Annotated in this window: 20 protein-coding genes; 8 read left to right on the top strand and 12 right to left on the bottom strand. The window is 47.2% G+C overall.

Annotated features, from left to right (window positions below; translation table 11 throughout):
* Positions 1-38 precede the first annotated feature (38 nt).
* From QFZ51_RS10965 to QFZ51_RS10945, 5 genes are all read left to right on the top strand, one after another.
* A complete protein-coding gene (locus tag QFZ51_RS10965; RefSeq protein WP_429045764.1) occupies positions 39-1,394 on the top strand; it encodes an NAD-dependent succinate-semialdehyde dehydrogenase in 1,356 nt (451 codons plus the stop codon).
* Between the two features lie 9 nt (positions 1,395-1,403).
* On the top strand, positions 1,404-2,438 hold the full coding sequence (coaA, locus tag QFZ51_RS10960; RefSeq protein ID WP_429045762.1) for a type I pantothenate kinase: 1,035 nt from the start codon (positions 1,404-1,406) through the stop codon (positions 2,436-2,438).
* Positions 2,362-2,940, top strand: a complete 579-nt coding sequence (locus tag QFZ51_RS10955) for a Crp/Fnr family transcriptional regulator (RefSeq protein ID WP_429045761.1) — start codon at positions 2,362-2,364, stop codon at positions 2,938-2,940. The genes coaA and QFZ51_RS10955 overlap by 77 nt, the downstream gene beginning before the upstream one ends.
* 84 nt (positions 2,941-3,024) lie before the next feature.
* Positions 3,025-3,471 (top strand): DoxX family protein, encoded by a 447-nt coding sequence (locus tag QFZ51_RS10950; protein ID WP_429045759.1) that lies wholly within the window; start codon positions 3,025-3,027, stop codon positions 3,469-3,471.
* Between the two features lie 36 nt (positions 3,472-3,507).
* A complete protein-coding gene (locus tag QFZ51_RS10945; protein ID WP_429045757.1) occupies positions 3,508-4,266 on the top strand; it encodes an MBL fold metallo-hydrolase in 759 nt (252 codons plus the stop codon).
* A 79-nt stretch (positions 4,267-4,345) separates the two neighbouring features.
* Here QFZ51_RS10945 and tssD read toward each other — a convergent pair whose 3' ends face one another.
* The 5 genes from tssD to QFZ51_RS10920 form a co-directional block, all read right to left on the bottom strand.
* Complete coding sequence (gene tssD / locus QFZ51_RS10940) at positions 4,346-4,732, bottom strand: type VI secretion system tube protein TssD (protein ID WP_079468771.1); 387 nt, start codon at positions 4,730-4,732, stop codon at positions 4,346-4,348.
* 154 nt (positions 4,733-4,886) lie between these two features.
* Positions 4,887-5,411 carry a type VI secretion system TssO gene (tssO, locus tag QFZ51_RS10935; protein ID WP_079468772.1) on the bottom strand — a complete coding sequence of 175 codons (525 nt, stop codon included), beginning with the start codon at positions 5,409-5,411 and terminating at the stop codon, positions 4,887-4,889.
* Positions 5,412-5,574: 163 nt separating this feature from the next.
* Complete coding sequence (locus QFZ51_RS10930; RefSeq protein WP_370913502.1) at positions 5,575-6,750, bottom strand: hypothetical protein; 1,176 nt, start codon at positions 6,748-6,750, stop codon at positions 5,575-5,577.
* A gap of 12 nt (positions 6,751-6,762) precedes the next feature.
* Positions 6,763-7,617: a TssN family type VI secretion system protein gene (locus QFZ51_RS10925; protein ID WP_370913503.1), complete on the bottom strand. Its 855-nt coding sequence runs from the start codon at positions 7,615-7,617 to the stop codon at positions 6,763-6,765.
* A 109-nt stretch (positions 7,618-7,726) separates the two neighbouring features.
* Entirely contained in the window at positions 7,727-8,689 is a 963-nt protein-coding gene (locus QFZ51_RS10920; protein ID WP_429045755.1) for a type VI secretion system baseplate subunit TssG, read from the bottom strand.
* Positions 8,690-8,919: 230 nt separating this feature from the next.
* On the opposite strand from QFZ51_RS10920, the gene QFZ51_RS10915 reads away from it, so the two are divergent.
* The 3 genes from QFZ51_RS10915 to QFZ51_RS10905 are packed head-to-tail and all read left to right on the top strand — an operon-like array spanning position 8,920 to position 12,266.
* Positions 8,920-9,975 (top strand): PKD domain-containing protein, encoded by a 1,056-nt coding sequence (locus QFZ51_RS10915; protein ID WP_370913505.1) that lies wholly within the window; start codon positions 8,920-8,922, stop codon positions 9,973-9,975.
* 9 nt (positions 9,976-9,984) lie between these two features.
* Entirely contained in the window at positions 9,985-10,416 is a 432-nt protein-coding gene (locus tag QFZ51_RS10910) for a GPW/gp25 family protein (RefSeq protein WP_429045753.1), read from the top strand.
* 23 nt (positions 10,417-10,439) lie between these two features.
* Positions 10,440-12,266 carry a hypothetical protein gene (locus QFZ51_RS10905; protein WP_429045751.1) on the top strand — a complete coding sequence of 609 codons (1,827 nt, stop codon included), beginning with the start codon at positions 10,440-10,442 and terminating at the stop codon, positions 12,264-12,266.
* Here the strand turns inward: QFZ51_RS10905 and QFZ51_RS10900 are convergent.
* From QFZ51_RS10900 to QFZ51_RS10870, 7 genes are all read right to left on the bottom strand, one after another.
* Positions 12,247-13,347 carry a transglycosylase SLT domain-containing protein gene (locus QFZ51_RS10900; protein ID WP_429045749.1) on the bottom strand — a complete coding sequence of 367 codons (1,101 nt, stop codon included), beginning with the start codon at positions 13,345-13,347 and terminating at the stop codon, positions 12,247-12,249. The genes QFZ51_RS10905 and QFZ51_RS10900 overlap by 20 nt on opposite strands.
* A gap of 9 nt (positions 13,348-13,356) precedes the next feature.
* On the bottom strand, positions 13,357-14,256 hold the full coding sequence (locus tag QFZ51_RS10895; RefSeq protein WP_429045747.1) for a hypothetical protein: 900 nt from the start codon (positions 14,254-14,256) through the stop codon (positions 13,357-13,359).
* Between the two features lie 116 nt (positions 14,257-14,372).
* Complete coding sequence (locus QFZ51_RS10890) at positions 14,373-15,743, bottom strand: DUF5458 family protein (RefSeq protein WP_370913510.1); 1,371 nt, start codon at positions 15,741-15,743, stop codon at positions 14,373-14,375.
* A gap of 38 nt (positions 15,744-15,781) precedes the next feature.
* Positions 15,782-16,228, bottom strand: a complete 447-nt coding sequence (locus tag QFZ51_RS10885; RefSeq protein ID WP_429045745.1) for a hypothetical protein — start codon at positions 16,226-16,228, stop codon at positions 15,782-15,784.
* 37 nt (positions 16,229-16,265) lie between these two features.
* A complete protein-coding gene (locus QFZ51_RS10880; RefSeq protein WP_429045743.1) occupies positions 16,266-18,704 on the bottom strand; it encodes an AAA family ATPase in 2,439 nt (812 codons plus the stop codon).
* A gap of 375 nt (positions 18,705-19,079) precedes the next feature.
* The gene (locus QFZ51_RS10875) at positions 19,080-20,090 is read right to left on the bottom strand and encodes a DUF3137 domain-containing protein (RefSeq protein WP_429045741.1); all 1,011 of its coding nucleotides are present in this window, start codon (positions 20,088-20,090) and stop codon (positions 19,080-19,082) included.
* A 13-nt stretch (positions 20,091-20,103) separates the two neighbouring features.
* Positions 20,104-20,631, bottom strand: coding sequence for a hypothetical protein (locus QFZ51_RS10870; RefSeq protein WP_370913513.1), 528 nt, complete (start codon positions 20,629-20,631; stop codon positions 20,104-20,106).
* Between the last annotated feature and the right edge of the window lie 15 nt (positions 20,632-20,646).

Here is a 20,646-nt window from a genome sequence, read left to right as displayed (position 1 = left end):
CACTAACAGCTAAATGCTAACCGCTAAAAGCTACCCGTATGTTTACAAGCATTAATCCGTTTACGCAGGAAACCATTGCTGAATATGCAGCACATACACCGGAACAAATAGAGCAGAAATTACAGCTGGGCCATAAAGCATACCGGGAATTATTACAAGTTTCCCTGGAACAACGCCGGCAGTGGATGATGCAGGTTGCACAATCCATGAAAGACAATGCAGATGAACATGCCGCGCTGATCACGCGGGAAATGGGAAAAACGCTGAAAGAAGCACGGGCCGAAGTGCTGAAATGCGCCACCTCGGCAGAATATTATGCAGAAAACATCGTGGAAATGCTGGCACATAAACCGATCGGTTCCGATGCGTATAAAAGTTACGTATCGTACGAACCAAAAGGAATTATACTGGCAATCATGCCCTGGAACTTCCCCTACTGGCAGGTATTCCGCTTTGCTATTCCCAATATACTTGCCGGCAACACCGGCATCCTGAAACATGCCAGCAATGTAAGCGGTTGTGCACTGGCCATCGAAAAAATATTCACTGAAAGTAATTTTCCCGCCGGTACTTTCCAGTCGTTACTCATCTCTTCCAAAGATATAGAACCAGTTATCGCAGATCACCGCGTACAGGGCGTTACACTCACCGGCAGTACCCCCGCAGGTAAAAGTGTAGCGGCGCTTGCCGGGAAATATATCAAGAAAACCGTGCTGGAACTGGGTGGCAGTGATCCTTTTATTGTATTGAAAGATGCCGACCTGGAAGCCGCCGCTAAAACAGCGGTACAAGGTCGTATGCAAAACGCCGGTCAGTCGTGCATTGCCGCAAAACGCTGGATCGTAGAAAAAGATATTGTTCCCGCGTTTACCGCAGCTGTAAAACGGATCCTGCAGGACCTCAAACAGGGAGATCCCACGCAGGAAAGCACACAAATGGGCCCAATGGCCCGCCCCGACCTGGCAGAGGAGCTGGCCAAACAATTACAGGACTCTATTCGCCAGGGGGCTAAGCTGGAGTTGGGTGGCACGCATGAAGGCTGTAACTTTGCGCCTACCCTGCTTACCGGGGTAACCAATAAAATGACGGCTTTCAAAGAAGAAACTTTTGGTCCGCTCGCCGTGATCATAGAAGCAGCCGACGAAACGGATGCTATCGCACTGGCCAATGAAACAGAATTTGGCCTGGGCGCAGCCCTGTGGACCAGCGATCTCGACAAAGCCGCCAAACTGGCCACACAGATAGAAAGTGGCAATGTATTTATTAATGCGATGGTTCGCTCTGATGCACGCTTACCTTTCGGCGGCGTAAAGCAATCCGGCTATGGAAGGGAACTATCACTGGAAGGCACACACGAATTTCTGAATGTAAAGACTGTCTATATACAACAATAAAGCACTGGAATGACCACCTCTCTGAAACGCGACCGCTATACTCCCTATATCAGTTTCTCCCGTAAAGAATGGGCAGAAAGAAGCAATGATGCCATGCTGCAATTACAGGATTACGACCTGGAAGCGCTGCACGGCATGAATGAACCACTCACACAGGAAGAAATAACACAGGTATATCTTCCGCTGGCACATCTGCTCAACTTATATGTAACCGCGTCGCAACAACTGCATACTGCTACCAGTAATTTCCTCAGCAGCCAGGTACATAAAGTGCCTTATATTATTGGCATCGCCGGAAGCGTAGCCGTTGGGAAAAGTACGACCGCCAGGGTGTTACAAAAATTATTACAGGCATGGCCCAATCATCCGCGGGTAGACCTGGTAACAACGGATGGTTTCCTCTATCCCAATAAAGTGCTGGAGGCCAATAATATCATGAACAGAAAAGGCTTCCCGGAAAGCTATGATATTAAAAGACTGATCCACTTCCTGGCGGATGTAAAATCCGGTAAGGAAAAGGTGGCGGCGCCACTTTATTCCCACCTGGAATACGATATCTTACCCGGCCAGCTGCAGTGGATAGAGCAACCGGACATTGTGATTGTAGAAGGCGTGAATGTGTTGCAGGTTCGTCACCGGCAGCAACAAAAAGATCCAGCCGTATTCGTATCCGATTTCTTCGACTTCAGCATTTATGTAGACGCTGCGGAAAAAGATATCCGCAAATGGTACATCGCACGCTTTGAAACCCTGCGCAGAACTGCCTTTCAGAGTCCTGAGTCTTTTTTCCACCGTTATGCACATCTTTCTGATGCGGCCACTATCGAGTTAGCCACACAGATCTGGGATGATATCAACAAACCTAACCTGGAACAAAATATTGCACCTACCCGCTACCGCGCCAGCCTGATTTTGGAAAAAAGGTCATCATCATTTCGTTCAATCCATTCAACTGAGAAAGACCTGAATGCAAGGCACACAAATTATCCGTCAACAGCTGCAGGCACTGCTGAAAGAACCCATGGTTCACTGGGAACTGTTTGAAGACATCCTGCAGCCGGTAACTTTCCCCGCAGGCGATCACCTGTCGGAAGCGGGTAAAACCGCCAATGCTATTTATTATATCGAAGAAGGAATTGTGCGGGTATATACCATCCACGATGGTAAAGACATCAGCATGGACTTTGCCTTTCCGCATAACTTTACTACTTCCTACGCCTCTTTCATTACACAAAAACCCGCGGTAGTAAGTTTGCAGGCAGTAACGCCGGTACGTGGGTACGCCTGTTATTATACCGATCTGCAACAATTATATCGCACCTCGCACCAGTCGGAGAAGATAGGCCGGCTGGTAGCTGAACAGCAATACCTGCGGAAATACAACCGGGAACTCTCCTTCCTGCAATACTCCGCACAGGAGCGGTATGCGCAGTTGCTACAGGAATATCCTGAAGTGGTGCAGCATATTCCTGTCAAACAAATTGCTTCTTACCTGGGAATTGAACCGGAAAGTTTAAGCCGGATCAGGAAGAAAAGAAGTACATAACTTGTTCTTCTTACCCATTAACTAACATTTGTCAATTTTATTCCTCCGGAAGATGTGGATCTTTGAGTCCTAAAAAATATACAAATGGCTTTCTTTTCCGGCTTATGCAGCATTGCCCTCTTACTACTGGCGATTGGCTATATCTTCCAGATCCCTCTTTTACAACAACTTCCTGCAGATGCCCGTATATCCGCTGCCGTTATGTTTCTCCTGATAGGGGGTACACATTTGGTTAAGCCGCGCAAACTTACCTATATGATTGAAGGAATGATCCCATATCCTTTATTCATGGTGTTGTTTACCGGGGCGCTGGAAGTATTACTGGGAGCGGGTTTGCTGTTTTCTGCCACACAGTATTATGCGGGATGGGGATTAATGATACTCCTGGTGGCTATGTTTCCTGCCAATATCCGCGTAGCGGTGCTGAACCTGCCGGCGCCTGGCGGATTACCCTCCAAACCCTGGTACATCTGGAGCCGCTTATTATTTCAACCTGTTTATATTTTATGGATATGGTGGGCCATCAATTAATTGATAACTTTATGCCATGCTATAAAAAATTTAACCATGCGCATACATTATTTACGCAATGCCACATTGCTCATAGAATGGAATAATAAGAACATACTGGTTGATCCCATGCTCGGCGTTAAAGACAGCCTGGACCCCGTTCCCAACGCAGCCAACAGCATCCGGAATCCCATGACCGATCTTCCGCTTAACGACGACGATTTAAAGCAGTTGCTGTCGTCCCTGGATGCCATTCTCGTCACCCACCTGCACCGCGACCACTGGGATGTAACTGCACAGGCCATACTGCCTAAAAGCATTCCTTTATTTTGTCAGCCGGAAGATGAAGCCACTATCAGGGAACAGGCATTTACACAGGTGATTCCTGTTGTTACGTCGGTTACCTGGGAAAATATAGTCATTACACGTACTGGTGGACAACATGGCACCGGCGAAATAGGCAAAATGATGGCGCCTGTTTCCGGCTTTGTGCTGAAAGAAGGGAACACTACATTATACATCGCCGGCGATACTATCTGGTGTGAAGAAGTAACAGCTGCGCTGGATACTTTCCGCCCGGATTATGTGGTGGTGAATGCAGGCGCTGCACAATTCCTGCAGGGAGATCCCATCACCATGACCGCAGCAGACGTTATTAAGACCATCCGGCACGCTTCGCAGCCCAAGGTAATAGCAGTGCACATGGGCGCTATAAATCACTGTTTTCTCAGCAGGGAAGCGTTAAGAGCGGCTGTTGCTGCCGAACAGCTGTCCGCCATTATTCCTGAACAAGGCGAATGGATTAATCTTTCATAAAAAGATCTTTTGTACACACAAAAAAAAGGGGCTGTTACCTTCCGGTAACAGCCCTTTCTGCATAATGTAAGGAGTTTTTTTATACCCACTCATTAACATGTTTTGCATTACCCATGCTAACTTCACGGGCCGAAATGGTAAAGGAAATTACCATTGGATTTTTGTTTTCGTAGTCAAAAGACTCTTCAAACTTTACTAAATACCCTTCTTTAAATTCCAGGGTTTTCAGTTTGGAATCAGTGTCTCTTTTGTAAAAAGTAATGGTACCATCTTTTCTTTCAAAGTTGTTTACCATCCACTCAAAGAGATCTGTTTTTCCGGTAGATTCAACGGTCAGCTTAATGCGTCCGCCACGGGTGATGGCTGAAGGGCGACCGGTTGCATCTACTTCTTGTGTGAGGTCATAAGCGACATGCTGTACATTGTACTCGTTGCCGCCTGCTTCAAATTTGGCTTTGAATGACATGTTGGGTTAATTTTTAAGGTTACAATAAAGAAAAAATAATTAGTATTTATTTATGAATTATAAGTACCAAATATAGGATGAAAATTTCAATAGTCAAGAGTCCTAACAAATAATTATTATTCCAATATTTACCGGATTAATACCCTTCTGAAAGTTAGTGAGCGCGGCTGTTTAGCAACATCATTTGCCGGCAGTTATCGAGGTCCCTGCTCTTGCTTTCCAGTTTCGCATTCAGGTCGGCGACCTGTTCTTTCAGACCTGCAATATTTTGTTGTGCATTTTGCAGTTCGCGGAGCTGCTGTTTGGTTTGTTGCAACGACAAACAGTTCTGCACAATATTATCATACAGCCCGTAATGCGTCACTGCATTTTTTGGAATAGAGTTGCGCATATCCGCCAGGGATGCGGCAATCACCTGATCCATGTAATTGGCGTTCTGGTTAGGAAGGTTAATAGAATCGAGGTTATGTTTTACCTTATCCAGCTTTTGCAGGAACTCTGATTGGAACGCCTGCTCTTCCCTGAATGAAGTCAATTCTTTCCGCAGGGATGCGTTTTCCCTGGCAGGTACCTGGTAATTAAAGAATACAGCCAATACAAATAAGGCGACCGTTATAATGAAAAATAACAGGAACCAAATAAAGGATACATTTCTTTCCTGCCTGTTTAATACTTGCATATTGCGGATCGTTTTTTTTAGGGAAATTATCTTGTTGAATGATCAGTTAAGCGGAATAAATTCCTGTTGAAACATTTAGTGTTATTGCACCTGGTTTGTACGCATCACAAACGTCAGAAGCGTTGGGTAATGGCTGTTATATTGCTGCCATAACCGCATGATACTAGTCGGTAAAGAACCAGCGCTTGGTTTTATGCTTCCGCAGGTATTCCGCGTCTTCCTGTGATTCTTCTTTTACGAAAATATTGCTGTCCTGCTTGCGTCCGATATAATCCAATCTGCTCAGGCTTTCAAACAGTTTATTCACGGCCCTTACAAAAGGAATCATGGGCTGCAGGCACTCTCTTACATCCAGGTGCTTATATTTGATATTGGCGCAGTTGATCATGAGCGTTTCAAGTTCTCCCTGTCGCAGTTCGCACCACTCAGATAAGTAGTTCAGCAGCTCCTCTTTACCTGCGCCGGCACGTTGATCAATAGCGTTTTTCATGGTGCGGGCAAGGCCTGCAATAATTTCCAGCATCTGGGCCGGTGGTTGCTGTAATCCTAACCACCGGAATTGCGTGATCCTGGTGCCGAGATACTGCACCATTCTCTCCGTGATATACAATACGACAAGTGCCAGGTCATTTTGCTGGTTCCTGCCGTAGATCTTTTGCACGATGTGTACGCCGTATAATTCCATTTGCCCCAGGAACTGGTCCAGTTCATGAAAGAGATCTATCAATGCAGGATGTGCGCTGACGATGCTGCAGGGAGGGATATAGTCATCATCCATCTCCGGACGGCCATCGGACACACTGATGCGGCCCAGCACCATCTGGTAGCTGCCTAGCTGGCCGGAAGGCAGCTGCGACGCCGGCGCTACGTATAAACTATATTCCGGTGTGGCATAAGGCAATCTTGGTGGATCTTCATCCAGCAAAGGCTCTCCGCTGGGCTGCCGGTCAAAGGGATTTACCTGTATGATGACGTAATAAGTAGTTTCTGTATGTTGCGGGTCCCAGGTATAAGTTGCTTCGGGGAAGGTAGTAGCATACTTCAGCGAATGCACGGTATGTTCAGGGATCTCAATACGGCCGCCACCGGGAGTTACCGCACGGCATTCGGTTAATTTGATCCGCCACAACTGCTGATTATCGGTCACAAACCAGCAACGCAGCGATTCCTTATTTTCTGCTTTGGGGGGCAACAGTCCATAGTTAAGCGCATGGATACCGCATGCCAATGCATCCCTGATCTGGTCCAGCAAAGCATTTTCCGTATCTATAAAATGCTGCTTTTTTATCTTCATACCATCAACCCAGTTAACGGGAAAATGCTTTAGCGGTTCTGCCATAGTTCTGCTCTTTTACGATAACATAATTCTGTTGCAAATAATCACACTATTTTCTTTAATGCCATTCATAAACACGGCCTTGTCGGGGTCCAGTGTTTTAGCGCTGCCAAACCAACGTGGTTTCAGGTGGAATACCCATCCATATGGCTGCCCGGTGTGATCCACAAAATCAATCGGGGTATTGGGATAGCGATCATTATAATCATTGATAAAATGATAGAACAGGTCGCCCAGATCCATCTTGATAGGTGTACGTGCCCGGAAATAAGTACGGCTGTTGTCAAGCGGACCTTTTTCCATTTCCAGTCCAATGACAATCAGGTCTTTCATTTCATCCTCATTCACTTCCGGTACCTCTTTATAGATAGGATACTGCCACCACTTGTGTACCTTCACAGGAATGGCCATCATCTTTTCAAAAGTTTTATAAACAAAGGTGGGCAGTACAAAGGAAAACATGCTGGTGAGCATCGGGTAATAAAGAAACGTGTCCTTGTCCAGGAACCGGTTTACCAGTACAAATCCGGCGCCGCCAAATAACCAGATGGCCAGTATGAAAGCCAGTTCAGATACCAGGGTGGTTTCATTGGCCCAAAAGCGGGTATACATAAAGTGGCAATGCACTACGCCTAATCCCAGGAACCACACTTCGTAAAAAAGATATTGGTTCATCAGGTTCTGATGGGTAAACAGGAAGGGAATGGAACTGATTACAGCAAATACCAGCGTCATACACACTAAATACAGCAGTGCTTTCTTTTTATAAAGACTGAAATTTTTGATGTATCTGCTGAGCAGAGCCACTATAAAGGACCCTATTGCCAGGGCGCCGGCCAGCATGATATAAAACTTAGCGGTGTATCTCATAGTTCTGTTGGTATGTCAAGGTTTTTCGGGTTTGGGTACTAACATTTCAGTTTTTCAGATGGTCGTTAATAGCAAAAATGATTCCATGTAAGCTTCTGCCAGCTGTTTTTCAGAGAAAAAAATTATACCCCATCAGCCCCTGCTCAGGTTGCTTGTCAGACAGGATTACTTTTTTCTCTCCTGAAGACGGCACCAGCAAGGTATTAATTTCCACATCTGCAGGAAACAGGTATCCATAGCAGGTTTCCAGCAGCTTGCCATAAGGTTGCCAGGGCAGGTAATCGTATATCCGTTGGCGTTTTACCGGGCCAATGCTCACCGTTACCACCGGCATGTCCGTATAACATGATGTTCCTACCATAGCGTCTACCCCAAGCATGCATTCGCCCAGGGGAACACTGCTTCCGGTATTAACCATTTGCGGCTGACGTTGCCAGGTAATCGTTACCGTTTCTTCCAGTACCTGTTCCAGGCAAAGCTTCACCAGGGTCATATTGCCTGCTATCCGATGAACATATGGTAACAGTTTTACTAACCTGTTCACGGCAGCATCAGGAAGCCCGGGAGGCAACTCCCAGAATTCATGAAATAACTGGTCTGTGTCCTTTCCGAATACGTCAAACAACAGGTGCTTTTCCCGTTGTTCCAGGTATACACGTTGCAGGAAAAACTCATTTTCCAGGGGTTGAAAAAAGCGGCGTGCCTGCTGTTGCTGTTGCTGCTGCTTTTTATACCGCACCACCATTTCGGCAACGGCATTCTGCCTGGAAGAGGGCTCCTGCTTGAATTCATGAAACATGCCCTGCGGCAGCCGGTCGTAAATACCATCGCGCGAAAGGGAAAAACTAATAAACGGCTGATACGGCTGACTGTCGTCCAGCTTCACCCCGGTAATATCTGTTGCAAAAGAACGGGTAAATACATTTTGCAACTGCACCACTATTTCTTCTTCCCGCACATGATTATCGAGTAATTCCCCCACCACTACTTCGGCTCTGATGTCGTATGGTAAAGCATTGACGTGGTCAATCACTTCTTCCAGCACGGCAGCCTTCTGCGCATTATTTACCATGAGGTTATATTTAGGTTTCTCGGATTCTGCTATTAGCGGCAAACTGTTAGCATAACTATCTTTCGTCTATGGTTCCGGGCTAACAACTCAGTAACAAAAATAGCGGTTTGATTTTATTATTATGAATATTACGGCTTAAATTTTGAACCGGGAAAAAATTTTTTCTACGGCCATTATCTTTGGCAATTTATCTAAAAAAAACACTAAAATTGTAAAAACCTGAAAAACCGATGGCCCCCCGTAAACCCGAAAATGAACGCAAGGTAAATTCATTCAGACCCTTTGGAAAAATTGCCAGTCATGTTGACCCCATGGTGCTGTGGACCTTCCTGGGCCTGTTCCTCATAAGCATAGTACTGCTGGCTTTCCAACTCGATGGCCGGGAAGATTGCAGTAATACAGATATAAAACTCAGTCATATTCAGAATAGTAACAGTAAAGCATACGCCGTTGGAGAAGTGATTACTTTTAATGCCGAAAACGCTGATAAAAAAAATGCAGACTATTCCTGGGAGTTCGGCGACTCCAGCGCCAGGGCCACTGGCAGGCAGGTATACCACTCTTTCAACAAGGCCGGCAGCTATATGATCACACTCACTTCCGGCAAATGCACCTGGCGGAAAGAAGTACTGGTGATCATGAACACACCGGCAGCAGCCAACAGTCAGCCCGATATCTTCCCCGTTATTGATGGCCCCGCTGAAGCATTTGCAGGCAGGCCGGTGACCTTCACCAACTCCACGCCAACCGCCAAAAACTGGACCTGGCGGCTGTTGCAGGATAATGCGGAACCACATGGCGGTTCATCTGTTACATATACCTTCTCTTCCCCTGGTGAAAGAACCCTGTCGCTGATCATCAACGGCGACAGCAGCCATATGGTGCTAAAACATATCACGGTATTCCCTGCAAGGGCCCCCGAACACCAGGAGCAGCCGGAACCGGCCTTTAACCCGGCGCCACTGCCTGCACCAACACCGGAGGTACCGGTAAAGAAAGAAGAGCCACGACCCACCATCTCCGATGACGAATTTAAATACATGCTCACCCAGGTGACCCTGAAACAAAAAACGGCCTCCGATTTTGCGCAATACCTCTGCAATAATCTTAATGCAAGGGTGGTGCTCAATACCAGCGATGTGGATAACTTCACGCATTTCTGTCAGCGGATCTATGGCAAGAAGAAATTCAAGATCGAAAGAGTAAACCTGGCAAAAGACGAGAAAGGATGCGTAAAGGAAATTCTCATCATGTACGACCGCAAAAAAGTGCTGGGCATATTTTAAGCTGATATCATGAAAGGAAAATATTATCAATTACCCATCGATTTTTCACTGCTGCTGCAGAAAAAAGACATGCCGGCCATTTCGCTGGAAGACTCTATCGCGCAGCATATTCACCTGCTCATCACTACCGTACTGGGCGAAAACAAGGATGATGCCCAATATGGCTGCCAGTGGTGGGACAGCGACTTTGACATCAAAGCTTCCAATAACGAAGTAAAGGAGCAGATAGAAAATGCGGTTAAAGCATCCATTACCCGGTATGAAAAAAGGATTTCCCAAATAAGGGTAGTGGCCGCTGTAAACCAGGAAGAATTGTTGCTGTCATCTACCCGTAAAATGAAAAAGAAAATCCGGGTGACCGTTTCAGGAAACGTTACCAAAAACAATCATCCGTTTCAGTACAGCAGCTTCTTTTATATCAGCCCGTTGTCGTACGATTGATTACTTGTTTATTAACCGCTCTCATGAAAGAAAAAAAAGAAAGAATAAAAGACCGCATGCTGAAAACAGCTGCACGGCTCTGGGGATACCCGGATGCTGAAGTGGAAACTTCGTTTGACCCGGTAGTGCAGCTGCTGCTGGAAGCATGCGCCAGTGAGCTGGAGAAAATTTCAGGAGAAGTGGATGTTTCACACGCCCGGCTGGTGGAACGTCTGGCGCAGATCATGATGCCGGAACCCATTACCAGCAGCCAGCCGGCCTATGGCATTCTCCATGCCATTGCCACAGAACCGGTAGCCGATATTCATGCCGATCACCAGTTTTATCATCATACCAAATCAGGCATGCATAACCGCGACCTGTTCTTTGCGCCGGTGACCAGTCACCGCCTGTTCCGCGGACAGGTGCAATACATGGTTATTGGCAACAAGCTGTATGAAACCCGCGATCACTGGTTCAAGGAGCAGATATTACAGGGGCAAACATTCCCTGATATGGCCCCGAATCATTTATGGATAGGCATTTCACTCGAAGATGTACCGCACTCCTGGGAAGGTATGTCCTTCTTCTTTGACCTGCGTAATATCCATCAGCAGGAAATGTTTTATCATTATCTCCCGCTGGCAAAAGTATTTAGCGGCAACCGGGAGCTGATGATAAAAGGAGGCTATCACCATAGCAGGACTGTAGCTGAAGAAGAAAGAGATAATATGATCCAGGTAGCAGTAAATAACAACTCCCGTTATAGCCAGCATATCCTGCAACGTTTCCGCCGCCACTTCCTTACCATCACGGATACGCAGCCACCCCTCGCTTCCCGCACACCGGAAGCCCTCACCAGGATTTTCGGGCAAGATACCGCCCGCTTAAATAAAGAAGTACACTGGTTGCGCATCGAGTTTCCCGAAGCGCTGCATCACACCCTGCTGGAAGACCTGTATTGCAGCATTAACTGCTTCCCGGTTATCAACAAAAAAAATAACGAGCAGTCTATGAAACTGAATCGTTATCTGAATATCATTCCCCTGCAAACACCAGATATTTTTTTTGATATCAAACGTGTTTACGACCTCGAAGGAACCGATTACTATGTGCGTAACTTCTCTACAGCCGGACAAATGCAGGAAGGCGAACTGGTGATCCGCAGCAGTGGCATCGGGCGTTTTGATACCCGCGAAGCCAAAGAAGTGATCGCTTATCTCGTGGAAGTAATCCGCGACGAAAGCTCTTTATTCGAAGAAGTAAAAAATGATTTTGTTACCAACCGCATGAGGGAACTGCATCAGTTGATTGCCTCACTGGAAGAACAGCTGCAACCCGGCAACAACAAAGGAAATATTCCTTATGTGATGGTAAAGCCCAAAGAAAATGCAGAATATATTTTCCTGGAATTTTACTCAACGAACGGCACCGCTGCTAATAATATCCGCATGGGTACGCGAATGCTGGAATATGGCAGTATCAACACCCGCCCCAACAGCATCACACTGCTGAGTAATACCCAGGGAGGAAAAGACAGGCTGAATATCGATGAGAAAATTAACCTGTACCGGTCCCATTTATTGTCGCATAACCGTGTGGTTACCCCCGAAGATATCAAAGCGCTTTGCCGTACTATTTTTGGAAAGGAAATGAAATCGGTCGCTGTTGTTAAGGGGATGGCCCTGCAACCCGGTATGAATGCGGGTTACAGCCGTACGCTGGATATCCGTATTTCATTGCTCCATCAAACCGAACGTTATCCCGCCGCCAATTTGCAATACATGAAAGAGGAATTGCTTTTGCAACTGGAAGAAAAATCCAGCAATACGTTCCCGTTCCGCGTGTTTATTAATGAAGTGTTGATGTAAGTGCATCAACCGGTGCGGGTAATGCAGAAATAGCGCTCCGGTTATCGGTTCTTCCACGCAACTGCACATCTCCGCCGGTTTTCAGCAAATCGGCGGGCACTCCTTTTTTACCATCTGCGGCGTATAATACCACTGCATTCTCAAAACCAAGGTCCACGTAAATCCGGCTACCCACCACCCAGCCTTTGCCGGAGAGGCTTGCATTTTTACGGATATACACGCCATTTGCCTGCAGGTCGTCCAGCAACTGAATGCTCACCAACTGGCCGTCTTCAAAGGCGTTGCTGATTTTCAGCCGCGCAGCATATATCATCATTGCCGGCCGGCTAACCGGCTGTTTACCTACAGAGATACGGATGGAATTAAAATCTTTGTCGCCCGCTTTGCTTACCGGTGCAGGAGTAGAGAAAACGGAACCATTGGCGGAGTTTTTACTGAACACATTGTATCCAAAACCTGGCAGGTATAATTCGGGGCTTTCAAAAAGCTGTTTTATAGCGATGATCTTGTAGATATACTGGGCGGTTTCGTTATTCAGCAGTAGCTGGTAGTAATCACTGCTCCCCTGGCGTTTTATGTTCCGGGAGATGTTACCCGAACCGGCGTTATAGGCTGCTGCGGCCAATGTCCAGGAGTTCAGCTGCTGGTGCAACAGCCGTATCAGTTTACAGGCCGCATGGGTAGCCTTGATAAGATGATTCCTTTCATCGTAGCCCCCGCTCACAGTTAGTCCAAGTTCAGCAGCAGTGCCGGGCATTATCTGCCACACGCCTTGTGCGCCCACCGGTGAGGTAGCATTGCTTAAACCGCTTTCCACAATAGGCAGGTATTTGAAATCCAGCGGCACCTGATATTGTTGCAGGATGGGTTCTATTATCGGGAAATATTGCTCCGCCTTCAACCGGAGTGCCGGCAGATAGCCCTGATAGCGCAGGTTGCGTTTAATAACATCCATGAGGCGGTACGAAACAAAATCCCTTTCCATTGGCACCACCTCCCCGCAGAAATCCACCTGCTGCGCCGTGGTATAACCCGGCAACAGCATCAGCAGTATTCCTATCAGAACAACCTGTTTCTTCATTTGGTTTCTCTATTGCTTCGCCAGCATGTACCGGGGGAATACAGTTACCGGCACATACAATACCAGTTGTTGTTTTCCTTCGGTTGTTTGCAGCACAATGATCACTTCATCCTCTTTCCGGAATTGCTTGGAGGGAACCACAAATACTTCATTGGCCTCTTCTTTTGGCGCTATGGTTTCCGGTCCTTTTTTATAAAGGATGGGCATCGCATGCAGCAGGGCGGTATCTTTCTTTTCCTTGTGCAACAGGCTTGCCTTCACTATTTCGAAAGGTACCTTTCCTTTATTGCGGATACGGAAACAAAAGTAGTTCATGTTGTTCAGTGTCATGGCCTGCGCATATCCTACGCTCACGTCTTCCACCTTCACTTCATACTGGCGGTTTACTTTACGGTCTTTCCCGAAGTCCTCCGCTATTTTACCTACTGTTACCGTATCAACACTGATCAGGTGTCCGGTTTCTTCCGGAACTTCTGCCAGGGAAATTTGCCCGTCCCTTTCGCCATAGCCGGCGCGGGGCGCCTGCGGTGTTGCTTCCGGAGTAGTAAATGCGCCTGTTGTTTTGGCTTTACCGGATAGTGTGTATTTCAGGCGGGCCAGGTCCACTTTATCGCGGAAGGCAATAATCATGTAATGAATGTTTTCTCCTTCCCTCACTATCAGGTTGGTAGGCCGGGGAGTGGGAGTTATCGGGCGCAGAAAAACCATGTTACCATCCACAATGCGGTAATCGTAGTCGGTGTTTTTCCCGTCGCCGATCTGAAAGGTACTGATAGGCGCACCGGATGTGATCAGCGTCACTGCCCCTTTGGTGGTCAGAATACTATCTGTGACCGTTTGGGCACTTACCGTTGACAAGGCGCCTGTGATTAACAAACAAAGCAGCAAACTGCACAGCACATGTTTCATCTTTTCAATTGGCTTTAATGCTTATGATATTTTATATACGGGGTTAAAGCAATCAGCTCCGGGATGGAAGGTTACTCCCACATACGCATTTAAGCCCCAAAGCTGACCGCTGACGGCTATTTACCATCCTGTTCGTAAGTAGTATCCCAATCTGCCGCATCATCGCCCCTTTGCCCCTCCATTTTGATCAGGAAGTTTTTGGCAGGGAAATATGGCTTCAGATGAATATCCAGGTGGATACGGTCTTTCTGTACCGGATCCTGCTCGAAACGGCGGATATTAAAATCTTCGATCAGCTTGTCCGGCCCGGTGATCCCATCAAGGAAGCGGATGATCTGTTTCATCAGGTCCTTGCGGGTGTTGGCGTTAAAGTTCTCGAAGGCCCTGCGGTTCAGGAAGTCCATCAGCACTTTGGTAACAAAGTCGAACACACGCACTACGGAATAAGTTTGCAGGCCCAGGTTATCCCCGTTGAACAGTGTTTTCGCACTGAATGCCATTACTTTTCCGTATTCTTTCACCATCGGTACCAGTCCCATTTTTTCCAGGCTGGCGATTTCACTTTTCTTCAGTTCAAATTTCACCCCGTCTACTTCGTTCATACCACCGAATTTCTTACCGGCGGTAACCTGCGACATCAGGGTTTTATAGATCTTACCTGCCAGTGCGCCGGAAGGTGGTACATACAAGTGATCCTGTTCTCCTACTTCATCAAATTTTCCACGGCCAACCAGCCAGTTGCAGGACATGATTACATTGGAACGATGAATTTCTCCACCGGTCAGATTCGCCAGTTCAAACATCTCCATTACATCATCCGGTGCATCGAGATGCGCGAAATCGGTTACCAGCATGGCTTTGTTTTCATGCGCGATCTTTGCCCATTTTTCTATTACCTTATTGGAGCCCAGGTAACCGGGAATCACCAGCAGGCTGTAGTTGGTACGAAGATCCAGTCGATCGTAGTTATTCACCAGTTCTGTACTGATGGCGTCAATGAACCGGGTGTTATCCAGGTCTTTGAGCTGCTCCAGTTCCACATTGATGAACGACACATTCTTTACTTTATCAGACTCTGTGTTCTTGAAGAAGAGTGCCACATTGCGGTACGACTGTTCCAGTTCACGGGTAGACTCTACTGCTTCCCCGAGATTAGTGGACAGCACCTTTTCCGCTTGCTCTGCATGGGAAGTACAGTAGTCCACCATTTCAGGCAGTTCGTTTGTTTCGGACAATACTTTTTCCCAGAGCGACAGTATCTTCTTTAATTTATCTCTTTCTGTTTTTTTGCCGGCTTCTGTCAAAAAGATATTGCGGCGCGCCTTACGATCGGGGTTCAGGTTTTGCGCACCTTCCACCGCTGCTTCCAGCAGGTCGAAGCCACCATATTTTGCCAGATCTTCAATACTTCCGGCGAGGTTTACTTCAGATTGCTGTGAAGACAGGTTCTCATTCTGCAGTTCCTGGTTTTTCTGTAATTCTGCCATAATCATTGAGGTTATGTTCCCGTATAGGCAACGGTTAATTATTTGGTATTAAGGTCTTTCATCATTCCACGAATGGCGTTCAGCATGGCTTTACGGGCGTCCGGATCCGCCAGGGCTGACTTCAGGATCTTATTCGTTTTCAGCTGCTTCATAATTTTCAGGTACTGCTCCTTTTCGGTAGCCAGGTCGTTGAGAAACGCGCTTTGCGCCGTGATACCTTTTATGCCAAAATCGCCCAGGTGGTGGAATTGTAATTTTTCCGGTACAGGGCGGCCTTCTGCATCATGGAAACTTACATTCACTGCCGGCTTGAAGTGTTCAAACACACTTTCTACGGAAGTAAGCCCTTCCACTATTTCGGGTTTAACAGGCGCCTGCTGGGTTAACTTTTCAGCAAACAAGGTACGGTTATGCGAGATTTCCGCGATGGCTTCGTTGGCGTCCAGCTTCACTTCTGTGCCGCCAATTCCGTAGTTGTCATTCATTTGAGATAAATTTAGAATTTTGGGAATCTGACAATCATCAAATTATTGTCCAGTCTAACTGATCATTTTTTATATCCAGTGTTACCGTCATATCTTTCCGGAGGCTGCCGTCGATAATCATTCTCGACAAGGGCTTCCGTAGTTGTCCCCGTATCACCTCCCGCAGCGGCCGTGCGCCATACTGAGGAGAATATCCCATCAGCGCCAGGTGCCTGCGGGCAGCTGTTGTTACGGTAAAACTGATGTGCTGCTGCTCCAGCAGTTGCAGTAAATGTTGCAAATGAATATCGAAGATCTTTTCTACGTTGGCTGATTGAATAGGCCCGAAGGGAACGATCTCGGTAAGTCTTCCCAGGAACTCAGGCCGGAAGTGACGGGCCATTAGCTCCATCAATTGTTGGGAAGCGGGAATCACGCCTTCCTGGAAGGACCGCGATATGGCTTCGCTGCCTATGTTGGAAGTAAACAACACCAGTGCATTGGAAAAGTCGCCTGTTTTCCCCAGCCTGTCGTGCAGTTTCCCTTCATCCATGATCTGCAGAAAAATATCAAATACAGAGGGATGTGCTTTTTCTATTTCATCGAATAATACTACGGCGTAGGGTTGTTGCCGTATTTTATTCACCAGCAGTCCACCTTCCTCGTATCCCACGTATCCGGGAGGGGCGCCGTATAAAAGTGCGGCAGCATGTTCCTCTTTGAATTCCGACATATCGAAGCGGATCATGGAGCGTTCGTCCTGGAAGAGAAAATCCGCCAGTGATTTTGCCAGTTCTGTTTTACCCGTTCCCGTTGGCCCCAGGAAAAAGAAGGAACCAATTGGTTGTCCCGGGCGGCTCAGGCCTGAACGGGATTCCAGTATCGCATCTGCTACGGCTTTGAGGGCATGGTCCTGCCCTACCACCCGCTTGCGCAGTTGCGCTTCCATGTTGATCAGCCGTTCCCTTTCCTGCGATTGCACCTTTCCCAGGGGAATACCTGTAATGGCCGCAATCATGGTAGCCAGATCCACCGGTGTTACCGCTTCCTGCCGGGAAGAAGCGATTGTTTCCAGTTGCTCCAGCAATTGCTGCAAGGAGGATTGCAGTTCCTGCACAGACGTAATCTTATCAGGATCGGTTTCCGTATGTAAACGAGATGATAGTAATACGCCCAGCCTTTCTTTCATTTGCCGGTAAAACCAATGAAGATCCGCTATCTGTAAGGATTCCTTACTATTAAGATCAGCAAATTCCTGTTGTAAAGTTTGTAACAGCGGCTGGCTGGTGTCTTCCGTTGCCCTTACCGCGGCCATGGTGCGGTCCAGCAGGTTCACGGCGCTATCCGGGAGGCTTCTTTCCTTCAGGTAACGTTTCGACAAACGGATGGCTTCGTTTATCCCTTCGGGTGAGACGGTGAGCTGGTAAAAGTTTTCATACACCGGCACCACAGCACTTACCATTTTTCCGGCCAGTGCTTCGTCGGGCGCTGCCAGGTTGATCGTTTCAAAACGGTGCCGCAGGATAGCATCCGGCTCAATGAGTTTACGGAAACCTTCCGGTGTGGTAGTTCCGATAAGGATGATCTCCCCTTTGCCCAATGCGGCTTTCAGCACATTGGCCATGCCTGTACCGGTTTGTTTATCCAGCAGGCTATGAAGATTATCTATAAAGAGGATATGCCTCCCTGTTTGTTTAAGTTGCTGAATGATCTGGAGGAGACGGTCTTCCAGTTCACTTTTATAGGCGGCGCCTGCTATAAATGCACCGTAGTCCAGCGCATAAATATCGGATGCCTGCAATTGCAGTGGTACCTGCTTCTGCACAATGGCGCGGGCCAATCCTTCTGCCAGCGCTGTTTTCCCTACACCTCCCTCACCAATGATCAGTACGCTGGCGCGGTCTTTACGTGTAAGCACTTCCGTTACTGCCCTGATTTCCCCGTCGCGGCCAATCACCGGGTGAAAGGTTTTCAGCAGTTGCGGATCGGTAATACGGTATACATATTTCAATGCGCCGGGCTTAATAGCGCCGGGCACTGTGGTATTGGTACTGGTTTCTTTTCCTTTTTTGCCGGCGCCCAGGAGCTGGTCGCGGGTGAATGGAAATGTTTTGAGTTGTTCATAGGAAAAACCTACACCCGGCGTGCATAAAGCAATAAGCAGGCTCCATGCATCCGGTTCACTGTCGCTATCCTGTGCTATACTGATGGCTTCATTCAATACTGCTGCCGCAGCTTCATCCGGTTCCGGTTCATCGGGAATACGCGATGCCCTGGGCATCTCATCCAGCCGGACTTCTGCCCATTCTTCCAGGTAGTATACATCGATGTCCATTTGATGCAATGCAGGGGCGAGACCCGTTTCCTTATGCAAACAGGCGCGCAGTAAGTGCGCAGGTGTAAACTGCGGATGATGATACTCCTTTGCAATGGCCGTTGCAATTCTGATAGCAGATTGCAATGCAGGGCCGAATATGGTCAAGGTTGACAGGGTCATTTGGATGATTCCAGGTTTTTCAGAATTCAGTTAACAATTACAATTTTTCGGGTTGCCTCTTTTGGAAGCAAAGTAAAGATACAGCGAAAACATATACGTAGAATTCATTCCGGAAAAAAATGCAGTCTTTTTTTAAGCCCACCACCACCGGATATATATCTTATCCCCCGCGATTCATAAAAGCCATGAAACGCGCTACAGCAAAGGGTTCCAAAGGGTGTCAAAAATCAAACAATATTATTTATCTTTTTTATAATATAAGTAATCATTAAAAAATAACAGCGGATATAGGGAGGATGTCTATCAATTAAACAGGAACGTGCGGTCTTTATATCTCCGGAAAAAAAATTACCTGGCATACTCATCCGTTTTTTTTTAGGACGGAGAAAATGCGCGGGAAGTCCAGATAGGCAGATTGCTTTTCAGGTCTTCCGCCAATTGTAACATTGACATGAAATCCAGGAAAAAGTTATTCAGCAGCTGCCGGTTATGTAACGACTTGTTCAAAGTGGTTTCAAAATAATCGGTTCCATGATCGATGCCGATGTAAACCCGGTTATTATAAAAAGAAATAAACAATCTCGCCCCGGTGCGTTCGTGCAATGCCACCATCCTCTCCATCAGCGCCGGAGTAAGCAGCTGCTGCGCTGCCACCTCATCAGGAGCGTACACCATAAATAATTTATTAAAAGCGGCATCAGCCGGCAATACCTTCTTTCCAAGATGCCAGGTTTGAATGTATCCCTCGCCGGCCGCGCTGTTATTGCGTGACAGCACATACACAGGCGTACTGAAGTACCGGGGAAACTGGCCGATAAAATAGCTGCCACAGAAAACGGTGTCGGGTCCCTGTCCGCGTACGGTTACCAACGGCATATGCATCACCGTGAGGTCGCAGAACTGAAAATTCATCTCCCCAAGTTTACCATACACCTGGTCATTACCCGTTATCTGGTATGCTTTCTTTTCAAACAGCCCGCTTTCTGTAAATTCTTCATAGCTGGCATGATTAAGGGGCTGGTATTGATAATCCGGATGGATGAAGCTGATTAATGGTTTTACAATCCGTTGCTTAAAATCGTGCCGGTAATCTGTTGCTTCGTTTACGCCTCCCTGTTTCATCATAAAACGGCGCATTGCATAGCCTGTCAGCGTTACAAGCAGTACCAGACCGGCAATTACGACGGTCCTGTTCCCTTCATTTCCCGAAGCGGGCTGCAGAGAAAAACGCACGATAAAGAAAACAAAGGCAGCAAACGGTAGCAGTGACACCACCCACATCCGGCGTACCCAGTTACGGCCGGCAATACGTTGTTTTTCCAGCGACTCCAGTTCATCATTGAGTTGCCGATCCAGGAAGGCATTAAATTCTTCCAGTGTTTTCATCACAAAATTGTTATCAGTTAGAAGACCAATGTGCAGCAGTGCCACCGATGCTGCTTACCACCCCGCCTGAAAATGGCTGGCTGATAAGCGCTTTAAATGGTTGCACATTTTCAGCAGATAAAGGCAGCTTGAAAAACGACCGGCTTTGTCCGAGTTGTACATACGCATATTCCATAGGAAACAGGCGTACCCTGATGATCCGCAGCGGCAAAATGAGTTTATAGTCCGTATAGGTGTCCACGTTATTTACTGATTCACCTCTTTCCAGACGGCTCACAAAGTCATTAATTTTTCCCGGCCGTTTTCTGATCTGTGCAAACATAAAAAGATATGGGATCAGTACTCCCACGGGCATGAACAGCAGTATAAAAAGAACAGCAGCAGGTGTTTCAGTACTTCTGCCCGCAAAGATGCTGTAGCCGATAAGTCCAAACACCAGTACAGCCAATACTTCTGCGGTGATCAGGGCGGTGATGGTCTGCTTTTTATCTTTTTCATGGATTTCCAGCAGCTTGGTTTTCAGCTCAGAAAAATTCTTCATCGGATATGGTTTTGT

Origin of the sequence: Chitinophaga sp. W3I9, assembly GCF_050434025.1 — a bacterium.
Lineage (GTDB): Bacteria > Bacteroidota > Bacteroidia > Chitinophagales > Chitinophagaceae > Chitinophaga.
This window is presented reverse-complemented; position numbering and strand designations above follow the sequence as displayed.